The organism is Halobacillus karajensis (assembly GCF_900108515.1).
GTDB classification, from domain to species: Bacteria; Bacillota; Bacilli; order Bacillales; family Halobacillaceae; genus Halobacillus; species Halobacillus karajensis.
Map to the genome: position 1 here is coordinate 1 of NZ_FNWW01000013.1, position 16,196 is coordinate 16,196.

Genomic DNA, 16,196 nt, shown 5'->3' on the forward strand with positions numbered 1-16,196 from the left:
CTTGAGATGAGATTTCCCTTTGCTTTAAGCAAATAAGATCCCTCAGAGACGATGAGGTTGATAGGTCCGAGGTGGAAGCGTGGTGACACGTGGAGCTGACGGATACTAATGGATCGATGACTTATCTATCTGATCAATATCGTTCGTGAAAAGACTCTTCCTTTTTCATTCTTGAATGTTTCCTTATCCAGTTTTGAGGGTTCACCTCAAACTTTATATTGATGTGGTAGTGAAGGCGAAGAGGTCACACCTGTTCCCATGCCGAACACAGCAGTTAAGCTCTTCAGCGCCGATGGTAGTCGGGTTTACCCCCGTGAGAGTAGGACACCGCCACATCATGATTGAAAACCAGGAGTTCATACTTCTGGTTTTTTCTATATTTACATTGATGAACATATATATGAAGAAAGGGGGGGTTGGTGTGAACTGGTCGTATTTCTTTCATGACGACATTCTATTATTTATATTTAGACTCTTTTTTGCGTTAGTTCTTTCTGGATTAATAGGTTTTGAAAGAGAAGTGAAAAACCATTCCGCAGGCTTCCGAACTCATATTTTAGTAGGGGTCGGGGCTTGTATGATGATGCTTCTTTCTCTTTATGGTTTTGAATCATTCCTCGGGCAATATGAAGAGGTTCGTTTTGATCCTGCTCGTATTCCTTCTTATGTCATAAGTGGGATTGGGTTCCTTGGAGCAGGAACGATCATTGTGAATGGGATGACCATTCGGGGATTAACTACAGCTGCTTCGATATGGACGGTAGCAGGGATAGGCCTTGTTGTTGGAGCAGGAATGTACGATGTAGCGACAGTCACCACCATATTTGTTCTCATGAGTCTTGTGTTCTTAAATAAAGTGGAAAAAGAAAAATTTAATGGGAATCGAAAAAATATATTTCATATAACTATTCGAAAAGATTTACAACTCAACCGAGTCCTGTACGTTTTTGAACAGATGGATTTAAAAGTGCGCAAATTGGACATTGTGGCTTTAGATGATGAGCAGAAAAGGGTTGTGGTCGAACTAAATAAAAAACAAGACTTTGATCGGTCCCTCCTTATTCATGAACTATCGGTGTTGGATGGTGTTGAAGAATGTGGACATCAGTCTTAACTTGCCATGCATCTTAATATGCATGGCTTTTTTGTTTTATTTCATAGTGAAACGGGGAAACATAGAAGATGTAATTCTTATAAACATACTAGTTGCGTGACAAAAAAAAATGAGTATAATAAAATTAAAGTCAAAGATAGTCAAAGTCAAAAGAGGGGGAGGGAGCATGCGGAATATCTCTGATGTTATTGAAGAATATTTAAAGGGGATTTTAGATGAAAATCGCCATCAGGCGATTGAAATCAAACGTAGTGAACTTGCAGAGAAGTTTGATTGTGTACCTTCTCAGATTAATTATGTGATTAAGACCCGTTTTACTGTGGAAAAAGGATATATAGTTGAAAGTAAACGTGGCGGCGGTGGTTATATCCGCATCCGTCGAATCAAACATCGGAAAGAGTCAGAGATGATTGAAGAGGTTATGGGACTGATTCATTCCCATGTTTCCCAATCAAAAGCTGTAGATGTCCTTGAACGTCTGGTCGATTATGAAATTATTACCGATCGGGAGAGCAAGCTGATGGCAAGCGTAATTGATCGTGACGTGCTGGCATTTTCCTTGCCGTTGCGTGATGAAATACGTGCGCGTATGATGACAGCGATGTTATTCACCCTTAAATATAAATGCTGAGTGGGAAGGGAGAGATTCAGATGGAGTGTCAGGAATGTCACCAACGACCTGCTACCGTACATTTAACGCAGGTTGTAAACGGCCAGAAGTCAGAAATCCATGTATGTGAAAAATGTGCGAAAGAGAATGGGTACATGAATTATGGAGAAGAGAATTTCACCTTGAACGATCTTCTTTCAGGTCTTTTCCATTCCGAAGGCCCTTCTCCATTAAAAGGAAATACTCCACACTCATATGCTCAGAAACCAAAGTTAAAATGCGAGAATTGCAACCTCACTTACGAAGAGTTTGCAAGAGTTGGGAAGTTTGGGTGTGCGGAGTGTTATAAAACATTCGATGATCGCCTGGACCCTATATTAAGGCGTGTGCATAGTGGAAATACACGCCATGATGGGAAGCTTCCAAAGCGTGAAGGCGGGAACTTGCACCTCAAAAGGGAAATTGAGGAGCATAAAACTAATCTTCGACAATTAATTGAGCAGGAAGAATTCGAAGAGGCGGCGAAAGTTAGAGATAAGATCAGATCTTTAGAAGATCAATTGAGTAAAGGGGAGGATGGTGATGGGTAATGTCTTTACAGCACTTCATGAATGAAGCAATCAGTCCATGGATGAAGCAAGAAGGCCCGGATAGCGATATTGTACTCAGCAGCCGTATACGACTTGCTCGTAACTTTTCTCAGCATCCTTTTCCGATTATTGCTTCCGAGGAAACATTAGGCCATGTACTGACATTCTTTAAGGAAGAATTTCAGAAACAGTCCTTTCGGGATTATAAAGATTTTGAACTCGTTCAGATGAAAGATTTGCAACCTATTGAAAAGAGAGTGCTGGTTGAGAAGCATTTAATCAGCCCTCATTTAGCGGAGAAGGCAGAAAAATCGGCTTCACTCATCTCACAAAATGAGCAAGTTTCGATAATGATTAATGAAGAGGATCATATCCGCATACAGTTATATTTCCCGGGTTTTCAGCTGGATCAAGCATTAGAACAAGCGTCTCAGTTGGATGATTGGCTTGAGGAGAAAATCGATTATGCTTTTGATGAGAAGCGCGGATATTTGACTGCCTGTCCCACAAATGTAGGTACTGGTATGAGAGCTTCTGTAATGATGCACCTGCCAGCGTTATCCCTGACAAACCAAATTAATCGAATGACTCCGGCAATTAACCAGCTTGGTTTAGTTGTAAGAGGAATATACGGCGAGGGCAGTGAAGCGTTAGGGAACATTTTTCAAATATCGAACCAAATCACACTAGGGAAATCCGAAGAAGACATCGTCGAAGATCTCCACAGTGTCGTCAAACAGTTGATTGATCAGGAGCGCAAAGCTAGAGAAGCTTTAATGAGCCGCTCCAGTATTCAGTTAGAAGATCGGATCTTCCGCTCCTTTGGTGTTCTGACTAATAGCCGCATCATCGAATCCAAAGAGGCAGCACAATGTCTCTCTGATTTACGATTGGGCATTGATCTAGGGTTCATCGATCATATACCGCGCACAATTTTAAACGAATTGATGGTCCTTACTCAGCCCGGTTTCTTACAACAATACGCCAAAGATACCTTATCTCCTGATGAAAGGGATATAAGAAGAGCCTCATTAATTAGAGAACGACTTCAATTAGAAAATGAAGAATAATGTTAGGAGGGAATGTCCATGATGTTTGGGCGATTTACAGAAAGAGCACAAAAAGTATTGGCACTTGCACAAGAAGAAGCTGTACGATTGGGACACAACAATATTGGTACAGAGCACATCCTGCTTGGATTGGTCAGTGAAGGTGAAGGTATTGCAGCCAAAGCCTTAACAGCCCTCGGTCTTGAATCTTCAAAAATTCAGCAGGAAGTAGAAAAATTAATCGGCAAAGGGGAAAAAGTTTCCCAGACGATTCATTATACACCGCGTGCGAAGAAAGTGATTGAACTTTCAATGGACGAAGCTCGTAAACTCGGACACTCTTACGTAGGAACAGAACACATTCTTCTAGGGTTGATCCGGGAAGGCGAAGGAGTAGCAGCACGCGTCTTGAATAACCTCGGTGTCAGCTTGAATAAAGCACGTCAGCAGGTTTTACAGTTGCTCGGGAACAATGAATCCACAGGTGGTCAAAATCGCCGTGGAGGTGGTGCAGGGGCCCAAGCAGCGAATGCAAATACCCCAACACTAGACTCCCTTGCACGTGACTTAACTGCTATAGCAAAAGAAGGCAATATTGATCCCGTAATCGGGAGAAGCAAGGAAATTGAACGTGTTATCCAAGTATTGAGCCGCCGTACAAAAAATAATCCTGTTCTCGTCGGTGAGCCAGGGGTTGGTAAAACAGCTATAGCTGAAGGTTTAGCTCAGCAGATTATGAATAATGAGATACCTGAAATCCTTCGCGACAAACGAGTAATGACCCTGGATATGGGCACAGTAGTCGCTGGAACGAAATATCGTGGGGAATTTGAAGATCGTTTGAAGAAAGTGATGGAAGAGATCCGTCAGGCTGGTAATATCATTCTATTTATTGACGAACTGCACACGTTGATTGGTGCCGGTGGAGCTGAAGGAGCGATTGATGCTTCTAACATTCTGAAACCATCCTTGGCACGCGGTGAATTACAATGCATCGGAGCCACAACCCTGGATGAGTACCGTAAATATATTGAGAAGGATGCGGCTCTTGAGCGCAGATTCCAGCCGATTCAAGTGGATGAACCTACACTTGATGAGTCTATCCAAATTTTACAGGGTCTTCGTGACCGCTATGAAGCACACCACCGTGTGACTATTACAGATGATTCTATTGATTCTGCCGTGAAATTTTCTGATCGCTATATCACGGACCGCTTCCTGCCGGATAAAGCGATTGACTTGATTGATGAAGCCGCATCTAAAGTCCGTCTTCGTTCATATACGGCACCGCCGAACTTGAAAGAGCTTGAACAAAAGCTTGAAGAGGTACGTAAAGAAAAAGATGCCGCTGTCCAGAGTCAGGAATTCGAGAAAGCCGCTTCCCTTAGAGACAGCGAACAACGTCTGAGAGATGAACTTGAGCAAACAAAAGATGAGTGGAAAGAGAAACAAGGTCAGGAAGATTCAGAGGTAACTGTGGAGGATATCGCTTCTGTTGTATCTACATGGACGGGAGTACCTGTCTCTAAGATGACTAAGGACGAAAGTGAACGACTTCTTCACCTTGAAGACACTCTTCACAACCGTGTGATTGGTCAAGAAGAAGCGGTCAAGGCTATTTCTAAAGCTATCCGCAGAGCTCGTGCCGGTCTTAAAGATCCGAAGCGACCAATTGGTTCCTTCATCTTCCTTGGTCCTACGGGTGTTGGGAAAACGGAACTTGCCCGTGCCTTAGCTGAAAGCATGTTTGGTGAAGAGGATGCCATGATACGGATCGATATGTCCGAATATATGGAAAAACACAGCACATCACGCCTCGTAGGTTCCCCTCCAGGTTATGTAGGCTACGATGAGGGAGGACAGCTGACAGAAAAAGTCCGTAACAAACCTTATTCTGTTGTGCTTTTAGATGAAATTGAAAAAGCTCACCCGGAAGTCTTTAACATCTTGTTGCAAGTGTTAGAAGATGGCCGTTTAACCGATTCGAAAGGCAGGGTCGTAGATTTCCGAAACACGGTGTTAATCATGACATCCAATGTGGGTGCACAGGAGTTGAAACAAAACAAATATGTAGGATTCTCTATGGGAGATGCCGATCAAGATTACAAAGATATGAAGTCTAAAGTAACAGATGCCCTGAAGAAAGCGTTCCGTCCAGAATTCTTGAACCGTATCGATGAAACAATTGTGTTCCATTCCTTAGAGAAAAAACACATGAAAGATATTGTGACATTAATGGTTGAAGAGCTTCGCAAACGTCTGCAGGAGCAAGAAATTGACTTTACTCTGTCTGATGAGGCGATTCAACATATTGCAGAGTCAGGATTTGATCCAGAGTATGGAGCACGTCCGCTGCGCCGCTCCATTCAGAAAAATGTGGAGGATCTGCTTTCAGAAGAGTTACTGAAAGAGAACATTGCTAAAGGGCAAAAAGTGAAAATCTCTCTGGATGATGACAAGAACTTCGTTGTTCATACCCAGCAGGAATCTAAAACCTGATTAGTTATAGAAGCCTTTAAGGCTTTGCGTGATCGAAGGGTATAGTGATTTCTTCCCCTTTCTTCCTGGGGGAGGAGATTTCCCTTCTATTTTATAGAAATGAATCATAAAGTGACCAGAACTGCTTTAAAAATCGGAAGGGATTTGCCTTCCGATTTTTTTCATCTTCCGATATGATTTTGAGTAGAATTGATTTAATCCAATTGATAAGATTGTGAAACTTATTCACAATCTTTTTCGTATAAAATGATGAGAATGGAGAGAGATGATCTTGGCAAAAAGGAAAACAAAATTTGTCTGCCAGGAATGTGGGTATGAAACACCCAAATGGATGGGGAAATGTCCTGGGTGTAACCAATGGAATACATTAGTTGAAGAAATGACAGCTGCCCCAGCGAATTCGCGGCATGTTTTCCAGACTAGTTCCAATTCCGCGACCACTAAGCCTGAAAAAATAAACAAAATTAAATCACAGAAAGAACCGAGAATGCCAACGGAAATGCCTGAATTCAACCGTGTTTTAGGTGGGGGAATTGTGGCAGGATCTCTGGTTTTGATTGGCGGTGATCCGGGAATCGGTAAATCCACCCTACTTCTTCAGGTGTCTGCACAGATTGCCAATAAAGATTTACCTGTCCTTTATATATCTGGAGAGGAATCCTCAAGACAAACAAAACTGCGTGCAGAGAGGCTGGACATTACATCAGATGAACTTTATGTTTTGTCTGAAACCAATTTACAAGATGTCATCAATCAAATCGAGAATATAGAGCCGAAGTTCGTTGTTATTGACTCGATTCAGACAATTTTTAAAGAGGATGTCACCTCAGCGCCAGGTAGTGTGTCTCAAGTTAGAGAGTGTACGAGTCATTTGATGAGAATTGCGAAAAGTAAAGGTATCCCTATTTTTATAGTAGGGCATGTTACGAAAGAAGGGTCGATAGCTGGCCCTCGGTTGCTTGAACATATGGTGGATGCCGTCCTTTATTTTGAAGGGGAACGGCACCATACCTTCAGAATCCTTAGAAGTGTAAAAAACCGGTTCGGAAGTACTCATGAAATGGGGATTTTCGAAATGAAGGAAAAAGGACTGGTCGAAGTTCTGAACCCTTCGGAGATTTTCCTTGAAGAACGATCACAAGGAGCAGCAGGGTCAATCGTTGTAGCTTCTATGGAAGGGACGAGACCGGTCCTTGTAGAGATTCAGGCCTTGATCTCTCCCACCGCATACGGAAACCCGAGGCGTATGGCCACAGGCCTTGATAACAGTCGTGTGCCGCTTTTGATGGCAGTTCTTGAGAAAAGGGCCGGGCTTCTTTTGCAAAATCAGGATGCTTATGTGAAGGTTGCTGGTGGAGTGAAGCTTGATGAGCCAGCGATAGATTTAGCTGTTGCTATCAGTATTGCTTCTAGTTTCCGGGATCATTCGTCGAACGGGGATGACGTTGTTGTAGGTGAAGTTGGTTTGACTGGAGAGATTCGTAGGGTAGCAAGGATTGAACAACGAGTGCAAGAAGCCGCTAAGTTAGGATTTAAACGAGTGATTATACCTAAGAAGAATATGGATGGCTGGACACCACCTTCTCAAATCAAGGTAATTGGTGTCAGTACCGTTCAGGAGGCAATGAAGGTCACATTGGGGGAGTCGTAAATGGAATGGCATGAAATCAAGGAAAATGGAATTGGAGATATCCTTAGGCTCGTAGCCCCAGGCACCCCATTGAGAGACGGGATTGATAATGTGCTGCGAGCGAAAACAGGGGGATTGATTGTGCTTGGATACGGTGACCACATGCGTGATCTTGTGGATGGTGGTTTCCATATCCAATCTGATTTCACCCCTGCCCATCTTTATGAGCTTGCTAAAATGGACGGGGCTTTAATTCTGAATAACGAGGGAACGCGCATCCTATTTGCTAATGCTCAATTGATGCCTGACCCGGATATTATATCAACGGAGACGGGGATGCGGCACCGAACGGCAGAACGTGTGGCTAAACAAACAGGTGCCCTTGTCATCGCCATTTCCCAGCGTCGCAATGTGATTACTTTATATAAAGGGTCGTTACGCTACTCGTTAAAGGATATTGGGGTTATTTTAACAAAAGCAAATCAAGCGATTCAGACGTTGGAAAAATATAAAAATGTTCTCGACCAAAGTGTCACCAACCTAGGAGCCATGGAGTTTGAAAACATGGTTTCTTTCTCTGAAGTTGTGCAGGTTGTGCATAGAGTCGAAATGGTTCTTCGGACAAAAACAGAGATACTGAATTATGTGAATGAGCTGGGTACAGAAGGAAGGCTGATCCAGCTTCAGCTGACAGAGCTTGTCTCAAATATTGAGGATGAAGCCACTCTTTTATTAAAAGATTATAGCAAGCGTCCAGATTATGAACCTTACTATATTTTAAGAAAGATGCAGGAAATTACGAATCCAGAATTGTTATCCGATGAGCAAGTGCTCAAGCTGCTCGGCTATTCCTCCAACACGAAATTATCGGATCCCATTGTTCCGAGAGGTTATAGGATTTTAAGTCGTATCCCTCGTCTTCCTGTTCTAATTATTGAACATTTGGTCGAAAGATTTGGGACTTTGGATGAGCTTATTCAAGCCTCACCTAAGGACCTTGTTAAAGTAGATGGTGTGGGTGAAGTACGCGCGATGAAGATCCGAGATGGATTGGACCGCATACAGGAACAGTTGTTCGTAGATCGACATATATGAGAATATTGACTTATTTGTGAACAAATGATATCATTATTCGTTTGTCCATTGACTGAATTTGGAAATTATGCTAAGTTAGAAAACATCATTCCTTTTTTATATGGTTAATGGTTGTAAAGTTTGGTCATACTGTGTTTGAGGAGGTGAATACAAGTGCTTAGACGTATTGTACAGTTGTTTATTGTCATAACCGGTGGCACAATCGGTTACCTCTATTTTCCAGAGCTGTTTACAACCATGGGGCTTACTTGGCAGAATTGGATCCAATCTGTTTTAGGAGCCGTACTAGGAGCACTTATTTTATTTTTATTAACTTTTTGGATCGTGGATTATATTGTCGATTTTTTAAGATGGGTCGAGGATACTCTCGTCCGGGCGCCTGTAGCAGATTTGCTGTTTGGTAGTCTCGGGTTGATCGGCGGGCTGATTATCGCTTATTTGATCAATATCCCAGTGCAAGATATCCAGATTCAAGTGGTTAACCAGGTCGTACCGATCTTTTTGACATTTTTACTAGGTTACTTCGGTTTTCAGGTTGGTTTTAAGCGTAAGGATGAGTTCTTGAATCTTCTTTCAAGAAAAGAGAAGAAACTGGATGGAAGTGCGCTGGAGAATTCTACAGCCGATCCTGCGTTGATCCCTAAGCGGAAGATATTAGATACAAGTGTCATTATAGATGGCCGCATCGCGGATATTTGCGATACACATTTCCTTGAAGGGACGATTGTGATTCCCCAGTTCGTGTTGGAAGAGCTGCAGCATATTGCGGATTCTTCAGATGGATTAAAAAGGAACCGCGGACGTCGTGGATTGGATGTTTTAAACCGTCTGCAAAAGGATCTCCCTGTGAATGTGGAAATCTATGAAGGTGATTTTGAAGACATTCAGGAAGTGGACAGCAAGCTGGTTAAATTGGCAAAAGTTATGGACGGCATTGTGGTTACGAATGACTTTAACTTAAACAAAGTATGTGAGTTTCAAAATGTACAAGTATTGAACATTAATGATCTGGCAAATGCTGTGAAGCCTGTCGTTCTTCCAGGGGAAGAGATGACGATTCAAGTTATTAAAGATGGGAAAGAGCAGAACCAAGGTGTTGCATACTTGGATGATGGCACGATGATCGTCGTAGAAGAAGGTAAAGATTATATCGGAAAGACGATTGAAGTGGTCGTGACTAGTGTATTGCAGACATCTGCAGGGCGCATGATTTTTGCAAAGCCAAAATCACTTGAAAAAGCCTTGTAAAAACGGTATAAACAAATAGAGAATGACAAAAGTGATAACATGCATGTTATCGCTTTTGTTATTTTATGAGGATGCAAAAGCCTAAAGAATGTAGGATGGATACTATGAAAAAATACACAGCCATTATACTTGCGGCAGGTCAGGGGAAACGGATGCTTGCCGGTCGTAATAAACAGTTTTTGATGATTGAAGATCAACCATTAGTCCGTCATACCTTATCTGTTTTTGATCAGGATGAATGGTGTGAAGAACTGATTCTTGTTATTAATGAGCGGGAGCGGTCTCAGATGGAAGAACTGCTGAAAGCGTATCCGGTCACGAAACAAGTGAAGTTTGTTGATGGGGGAGCCGAACGGCAGGATAGCGTTTTCGCAGGACTATCAGCTGTAGAAAATAAGGAGATTCCCGTGTTTATTCATGATGGGGCACGCCCTTTTATATCGAAAGAACTTCTGCATGAGTTGTCTGTGACAACCTATGAGAAAGAATCGGCTTTACTTGCCGTTCCTGTAACGGATACAGTCAAACAGAAGGTTGGCAGTCGTCTAGATACACTGGATAGGAGTACATTGTGGGCAGCTCAAACCCCTCAATCCTTCTCTTATGATTTAATCTATGAAGCGCATGAATCCGCAAGAAAATGCGGATACTACGGCACAGATGATGCTTCCCTTGTCGAGCGTCTGGATAAGGAAGTTGCCATCGTTAAGGGGAGCTATGACAATATCAAACTGACGACGCCAGAAGACTTACATAAAGCCAAATCATATATAAGCAATCGAAGAGAAGGAAAGGTGGAGGATGGACCTATGTTTCGTGTCGGTCAGGGGTTTGATGTTCATCAGTTGACGGAAGGACGTCCATGTATAATCGGAGGGATTGAAATCCCCTATGAAAAAGGACTGCTCGGTCATTCTGATGCCGATGTATTACTCCATACTATTGCCGATGCTTGTCTTGGGGCGATTGGGGAAGGGGATATCGGCAAACATTTTCCTGATACGGACCCTGCTTTTAAGGATGCAGATTCAGGCAAGCTGCTTCAGCATGTATGGGACATTGTCACAGAGCGTGGCTATGAACTTGGGAATATGGATTGTACGGTAATTGCCCAAGCACCGAAAATGGCCCCTTACATCGAGCAAATCCGTAACCATATTGCATCCCTCTTGAAAGTGGAGCCTGGACAAATCAACATAAAAGCAACAACAACAGAAAAGCTTGGATTTACAGGTCGAAAAGAAGGTATCGCTGCCCAAGCGGTTGTCCTATTGCAAAATAATCAGCATTCCTGAACAAAAAATGATAAAATGATTCAAGGATAAAGACCGGAATAGGAAAGGAGAACAAATATGTCTAACGAAGTACGGGTGCGTTATGCACCGAGTCCAACAGGTCACCTCCATATTGGTAATGCGAGGACAGCCCTGTTTAATTACCTTTATGCGAGAAACGCAGGTGGAAAAGTAGTCATTCGGATAGAGGATACTGATGAGAAGCGGAATGTAGAAGGTGGGGAACAAAGCCAGCTCAACTATTTAAAGTGGTTGGGAATTGACTGGGACGAGAGTCCGGAAAAAGGCGGCGAATACGGACCTTACCGACAAATGGAGCGCCTGGATATTTACAAAAAGTATGTAGATGATTTATTAGAGCGTGGACTTGCCTATAAGTGCTACATGACTGCAGAAGAATTGGAAGCAGAGCGTGAAGCACAGATGGCTCGAGGAGAAGCGCCCAAGTATTCTGGAGCCCACCGCGATCTGACAGATGAACAAATCGCTGAATTTGAAGCGGAAGGCCGCCAGCCAAGTATCCGTATCCGAGTACCTGAAAACCATACGTATACCTTCAACGATATTGTCCGTGGGGATATCACATTTGAATCTAGTGATTTTGGCGACTGGGTCATTGTTAAACAAAACGGGACGCCGACCTACAATTTTGCCGTTGCGGTTGATGACTATATGATGAAGATCACTCACGTCCTCCGTGGAGAAGAGCATATTTCCAATACGCCGAAGCAAATGATGGTGTATGAAGCGTTTGGGTGGGAACCCCCTAAATTTGGTCACATGACGTTGATTCTAAATGAAGAACGCAAGAAGTTGAGTAAGCGTGATGAACATATCCTGCAGTTTATCGAGCAGTACAAAAACCTTGGTTACTTGCCGGAAGCATTGTTTAACTTTATTACCCTTCTTGGCTGGTCCCCAGTGGGAGAAGAAGAGATTTTCACACAAGAAAAACTTGTTGAAATCTTTGATGCTGATCGATTATCTACTTCCCCGGCTGTGTTTGACCCGGCTAAGTTAAAGTGGATGAACAACCAGTACATTAAAGCATCAGACTTGGATACTGTTGTTGATCTTGCACTCCCTCATCTTATCGAAGCGGGACGTTTCTCAGAAGAGATGAATGAGGAGGAGCGCCAAGGAGCCCGTGAGCTTATTAGCCTCTACCAGGAACAGTTGAGCTACGGAGCAGAAATCGTTGAACTGACAGAGTTATTCTTTAAGCAGGAAATTCAATATGATGATGCTGCCATGGAGGTTCTTGAAGGGGAGCAAGTGCCTGAGGTTCTAGAAACGTTCAAGAAAAATCTCCAGGATCTTAATGAGTTCACACCTGAGAATATTAAGAAGCAGATTAAGGCGGTCCAAAAAGAAACCGGTCATAAAGGGAAGAAGTTATTCATGCCAGTACGTGTAGCAACGACTGGTCAAACACACGGTCCTGAACTTCCGAATGCGATTCATCTACTAGGAGTTGAGACTGTCGTGGTACGTTTGGAAGATGTATTGAGAAAATTGCAAGCCTAATCCGTTCACATGTGGAAGATAATATCATATAGTAGAGATACCTATACGAAACGTTGATGAGGAGAAGTAAAAGGCCCCTTTCTTCTACAGAGAGAATCACCTTGGCTGGGAGTGATTCGAAGAGAAACCTTTGAAATGCACCTCGGAGTCTTTGGCTGAATGGAGTATGCTGAAGCGGGTACCTTCCGTTATCGAGGATGAAGCGGGGAGAGGATTAGTCTTTCCCAAACAGAGTGGAACCACGTTCGACGCGTCTCTGTGCCAAAGGGCACAAAGGCGCGTTTTTTTGTTTTTGGGGAGCTTCTGTTTCAGTACAAGGAGGGGAGCAAGTATGGGGTTGTTTAAAATGTTTAAAGAAGATGTTGATGTGGTGTTTGATCAAGATCCTGCGGCTCGTTCTTATATTGAAGTGATTCTGACGTATTCAGGGTTGCATGCGATATGGGCACACAGGGTGGCCCATGCTTGTCACAAACGGAAGTTTTTCTTCCTGGCTCGACTCATTTCTCAATGGAGCCGTTTCTTGACTGGTATCGAAATCCACCCTGGTGCAAAAATAGGGCGACGTTTTTTCATCGACCATGGCATGGGAGTCGTTATTGGTGAAACCTGTGAAATTGGAGACAATGTCACTATATTTCAAGGAGTAACACTTGGTGGAACAGGGAAGGAAAAAGGGAAAAGGCACCCCACTTTACTTGATAATTCATTAGTGGCTACAGGGGCCAAAGTGCTTGGCTCGATTACAATTGGGGAAAACTCTAAAGTAGGAGCAGGTTCAGTCGTCCTTCATGATGTACCAAACAATTCGACTGTAGTCGGAATCCCGGGTCATGTCGTTATACAGGATGGCAAGAAGGTGCAGAAGAAGAATTTGGATCACCACAAACTTCCCGACCCTGTTTATGACCGTTTGAACGATATGGAAAAGGAGATTGAGGACCTGCGTAAGCAGCTGATTGACGCAAAAGGAGTGAAACAACATGGCAATTAAAATATACAACACACTGACAAGAAAAAAAGAACCATTTCAGCCGCTGGAAGAAGGAAAAGTAAAGATGTACGTCTGCGGCCCTACGGTTTATAACTATATTCACATCGGGAATGCACGCCCGGCCATTGTTTTTGATACAGTTCGAAAATATTTCGAATATCGTGGTTATGAAGTCCACTATGTCCTCAATTTCACAGATGTTGATGACAAATTAATTAAAGCTGCCAATGAAATGGGCGAAGACGTACCGGAGATTGCGAACCGTTTTATTGAGGCTTATAAAGAAGATGTTGGGGCTTTGGGTGTGAAAGAGGCGGTAGACCATCCACGTGTTACGGAGAATATGGGTGAAATTATTGACTTCATCCAGGGATTGATTGATAAGGGACACGCATATGAAGCGGGAGGAGATGTTTACTTCCGCACGAGATCCTTTAATGAGTATGGGAAGCTTTCTCATCAATCTATTGATGATTTAAGGTCTGGTGCCCGTATTGAGGTGGGGGATAAGAAAGAGGACCCGCTTGATTTCACGCTTTGGAAGAATGCTAAAGAAGGTGAAATCACCTGGGATAGCCCTTGGGGGAGAGGCCGTCCTGGCTGGCATATTGAATGCTCGGCCATGGCTAAAAAATACCTCGGGGATACCATTGATATACACGCCGGAGGCCAGGACTTAACTTTCCCGCACCATGAAAATGAGATCGCACAGTCAGAAGCACATAATGGGGAATCCTTTGCCCGTTATTGGATGCATAATGGGTATATTAATATTGACAATGAAAAAATGTCTAAATCCCTCGGGAACTTCATTCTGGCTCATGACCTTGTAAAGAAACATGACCCTCAAGTCATCCGCTTCTTTATGTTGAGTGTGCAGTACCGCCATCCGATTAATTTCAGTGATGAGTTGCTAAAAGGTGCGAAAAGTAGTTTTGACCGGATAAAGAATGCGTATGAGAACATACAGCACCGTAAAAAGTCTGCGATAAACCTGCAGGAAGACCAAGGGGAATGGCTGGATAAAGTAGCTGGATTTAAAGAACAATTCATTAAGGAAATGGATGATGACTTTAATACTGCCAATGCTATTTCTGTAATATTTGATTTGACGAAGGCGGCCAATCTTTACTTGCAAGAGAACCAAACTCACGAAAAAGTGTTAACAGCTTTTGAGGAATTATTTGAAGAGTTGACAGGTGTACTTGGAGTTCAATTGAATGTGCAAGAAGAATTGCTGGATGAAGAAGTTGATGCGCTGATTGAAGAGCGTAAACAAGCAAGAAAGAACCGCGATTTCGAAAGGGCTGACCAAATCCGTGATGAATTAAAAGAGCGGAACATTATTCTTGAGGATACGTCTCAAGGGACACGTTGGAAGCGGGGGTAACAGCATGACAATGGCAAATGCCAAACAAATGAAAAGTCTGGCCCTCGCTTATATGGGGGATTCTGTTTACGAACTATATGTCAGGCATCATCTGCTTGAAAAAGGGGATATCCTCCCTCAGCATCTTCACCAGAAGGCAATTCAATTTGTATCCGCCGTCTCCCAGGCAGGGGTTGTAAAGGTGTGGCAGGAGGAAGAAATATTGACAGAGGAAGAAGAAGGCGTTTTAAGGAGAGGGCGAAATGCTAAATCTGGCTCTGTCCCTAAAAATACAAACGTACAAACATACCGTTATTCTACTGCATTTGAAGCGGTGTTGGGTTTCTTGTATTTATCAGGACAGAAAGAGCGTCTGGATACATTAATCAATCATGCAATTAAAACAGTGGAAGAAAGGAGTGATGAAAGATGAAGGGAGAATGGATTATTGGTAAAAATCCCGTACAGGAAGCCATTCGGTCCGGTCGTTCGATAAATAAAGTAATGGTATCAGACCAACTTCAACACCAAGCTTATAAAAAGCTTGAGCAGTTAGCCAAAGAGCAAGGATTACTCGTACAAAAAGTACCGAAAAAGAAAATAGATCAGCTGGTTGATGGCAATCACCAAGGTGTCGTAGCCTCTGTGGCTGCGTACGAATACAGTGACATTGAGGATTTGTTTGCAAAAGCGGAAGAGAAAGGTGAGGCCCCTTTTTTCATCATTTGTGATGAAATTGAAGACCCCCATAACCTGGGTTCGATTTTAAGGACGGCGGATGCAGCAGGGGCCCATGGGGTTATCATACCAAAGAGGCGCTCGGTTGCTTTGACGGCTACCGTAGCCAAAACGTCTACTGGTGCTATCGAATATATTCCGGTGGCGCGTGTCACCAACCTTGCTCGAACGATTGATGAACTGAAAGGAAGGTTTGTCTGGGTAGTAGGTACAGATGCTGAAGGGACAGAGGATTACCGCCAGCTGGACGGAAAGATGCCGATTGCCCTGGTAATCGGCAGTGAAGGACGAGGCATGAGCCGTCTGACAAAGGAAAAATGCGATTGGACGGTCAGTCTGCCTATGGCAGGTAAAGTGACTTCTTTGAATGCTTCCGTAGCAGCTTCTTTATTAATGTACGAAGTCTTCAGGAAACGCCATCCGCTAGGGGATTAAAAC

14 protein-coding genes, 2 rRNA genes and 1 other annotated feature are annotated in these 16,196 nt (G+C 43.2%); all 16 genes read left to right on the plus strand.

Annotated elements, in window-relative coordinates; translation table 11 throughout:
- Positions 1-129 (plus strand): 23S ribosomal RNA (locus tag BLW54_RS18380); the annotation flags it as partial.
- A gap of 93 nt (positions 130-222) precedes the next feature.
- A 5S ribosomal RNA gene (rrf, locus tag BLW54_RS18385) occupies positions 223-336 on the plus strand.
- Between the two features lie 85 nt (positions 337-421).
- Positions 422-1,114 carry an MgtC/SapB family protein gene (locus BLW54_RS18390; RefSeq protein ID WP_035511744.1) on the plus strand — a complete coding sequence of 231 codons (693 nt, stop codon included), beginning with the start codon at positions 422-424 and terminating at the stop codon, positions 1,112-1,114.
- A gap of 166 nt (positions 1,115-1,280) precedes the next feature.
- Positions 1,281-1,745: a CtsR family transcriptional regulator gene (locus tag BLW54_RS18395; RefSeq protein WP_035511737.1), complete on the plus strand. Its 465-nt coding sequence runs from the start codon at positions 1,281-1,283 to the stop codon at positions 1,743-1,745.
- A gap of 20 nt (positions 1,746-1,765) precedes the next feature.
- Complete coding sequence (gene mcsA / locus BLW54_RS18400; RefSeq protein ID WP_074736189.1) at positions 1,766-2,314, plus strand: protein-arginine kinase activator protein McsA; 549 nt, start codon at positions 1,766-1,768, stop codon at positions 2,312-2,314.
- Positions 2,314-3,384, plus strand: a complete 1,071-nt coding sequence (mcsB, locus tag BLW54_RS18405) for a protein-arginine kinase McsB (protein ID WP_035511734.1) — start codon at positions 2,314-2,316, stop codon at positions 3,382-3,384. Before mcsA ends, mcsB begins: the two co-directional genes overlap by 1 nt.
- Before the next feature lie 18 nt (positions 3,385-3,402).
- Positions 3,403-5,862 (plus strand): ATP-dependent protease ATP-binding subunit ClpC, encoded by a 2,460-nt coding sequence (gene clpC / locus BLW54_RS18410; RefSeq protein WP_035511733.1) that lies wholly within the window; start codon positions 3,403-3,405, stop codon positions 5,860-5,862.
- 271 nt (positions 5,863-6,133) lie between these two features.
- Positions 6,134-7,513, plus strand: coding sequence for a DNA repair protein RadA (gene radA, locus BLW54_RS18415; protein WP_074736192.1), 1,380 nt, complete (start codon positions 6,134-6,136; stop codon positions 7,511-7,513).
- A complete protein-coding gene (disA, locus tag BLW54_RS18420; RefSeq protein ID WP_035511729.1) occupies positions 7,514-8,587 on the plus strand; it encodes a DNA integrity scanning diadenylate cyclase DisA in 1,074 nt (357 codons plus the stop codon).
- Between the two features lie 153 nt (positions 8,588-8,740).
- The gene (locus tag BLW54_RS18425; RefSeq protein ID WP_035511727.1) at positions 8,741-9,835 is read left to right on the plus strand and encodes a PIN/TRAM domain-containing protein; all 1,095 of its coding nucleotides are present in this window, start codon (positions 8,741-8,743) and stop codon (positions 9,833-9,835) included.
- 104 nt (positions 9,836-9,939) lie between these two features.
- A complete protein-coding gene (locus BLW54_RS18430) occupies positions 9,940-11,130 on the plus strand; it encodes a bifunctional 2-C-methyl-D-erythritol 4-phosphate cytidylyltransferase/2-C-methyl-D-erythritol 2,4-cyclodiphosphate synthase (protein WP_074736194.1) in 1,191 nt (396 codons plus the stop codon).
- A gap of 57 nt (positions 11,131-11,187) precedes the next feature.
- The gene (gene gltX / locus BLW54_RS18435; protein WP_035511724.1) at positions 11,188-12,657 is read left to right on the plus strand and encodes a glutamate--tRNA ligase; all 1,470 of its coding nucleotides are present in this window, start codon (positions 11,188-11,190) and stop codon (positions 12,655-12,657) included.
- A gap of 44 nt (positions 12,658-12,701) precedes the next feature.
- Positions 12,702-12,918: a binding site (T-box leader), on the plus strand.
- A 70-nt stretch (positions 12,919-12,988) separates the two neighbouring features.
- Positions 12,989-13,651 (plus strand): serine O-acetyltransferase, encoded by a 663-nt coding sequence (gene cysE / locus BLW54_RS18440; RefSeq protein WP_181949689.1) that lies wholly within the window; start codon positions 12,989-12,991, stop codon positions 13,649-13,651.
- Complete coding sequence (cysS, locus tag BLW54_RS18445) at positions 13,641-15,041, plus strand: cysteine--tRNA ligase (protein ID WP_074736196.1); 1,401 nt, start codon at positions 13,641-13,643, stop codon at positions 15,039-15,041. Before cysE ends, cysS begins: the two co-directional genes overlap by 11 nt.
- Positions 15,042-15,045: 4 nt before the next feature.
- A complete protein-coding gene (locus BLW54_RS18450) occupies positions 15,046-15,453 on the plus strand; it encodes a Mini-ribonuclease 3 (RefSeq protein WP_035511722.1) in 408 nt (135 codons plus the stop codon).
- Positions 15,450-16,193 carry a 23S rRNA (guanosine(2251)-2'-O)-methyltransferase RlmB gene (gene rlmB, locus BLW54_RS18455; protein WP_074736198.1) on the plus strand — a complete coding sequence of 248 codons (744 nt, stop codon included), beginning with the start codon at positions 15,450-15,452 and terminating at the stop codon, positions 16,191-16,193. Before BLW54_RS18450 ends, rlmB begins: the two co-directional genes overlap by 4 nt.
- The last annotated feature ends 3 nt before the right edge of the window (positions 16,194-16,196 follow it).

Excerpts from the sequence above, each read along its gene's own strand:
- BLW54_RS18395 (WP_035511737.1), top strand. The coding sequence starts at position 1,281 with ATGCGGAATATCTCTGATGTTATTGAAGAATATTTAAAGGGGATTTTA.
- mcsA (WP_074736189.1), top strand. The coding sequence starts at position 1,766 with ATGGAGTGTCAGGAATGTCACCAACGACCTGCTACCGTACATTTAACG.
- mcsB (WP_035511734.1), top strand. The coding sequence starts at position 2,314 with ATGTCTTTACAGCACTTCATGAATGAAGCAATCAGTCCATGGATGAAG.
- clpC (WP_035511733.1), top strand. The coding sequence starts at position 3,403 with ATGATGTTTGGGCGATTTACAGAAAGAGCACAAAAAGTATTGGCACTT.
- disA (WP_035511729.1), top strand. The coding sequence starts at position 7,514 with ATGGAATGGCATGAAATCAAGGAAAATGGAATTGGAGATATCCTTAGG.
- BLW54_RS18430 (WP_074736194.1), top strand. The coding sequence starts at position 9,940 with ATGAAAAAATACACAGCCATTATACTTGCGGCAGGTCAGGGGAAACGG.
- gltX (WP_035511724.1), top strand. The coding sequence starts at position 11,188 with ATGTCTAACGAAGTACGGGTGCGTTATGCACCGAGTCCAACAGGTCAC.
- cysE (WP_181949689.1), top strand. The coding sequence starts at position 12,989 with ATGGGGTTGTTTAAAATGTTTAAAGAAGATGTTGATGTGGTGTTTGAT.
- cysS (WP_074736196.1), top strand. The coding sequence starts at position 13,641 with ATGGCAATTAAAATATACAACACACTGACAAGAAAAAAAGAACCATTT.
- BLW54_RS18450 (WP_035511722.1), top strand. The coding sequence starts at position 15,046 with ATGACAATGGCAAATGCCAAACAAATGAAAAGTCTGGCCCTCGCTTAT.
- rlmB (WP_074736198.1), top strand. The coding sequence starts at position 15,450 with ATGAAGGGAGAATGGATTATTGGTAAAAATCCCGTACAGGAAGCCATT.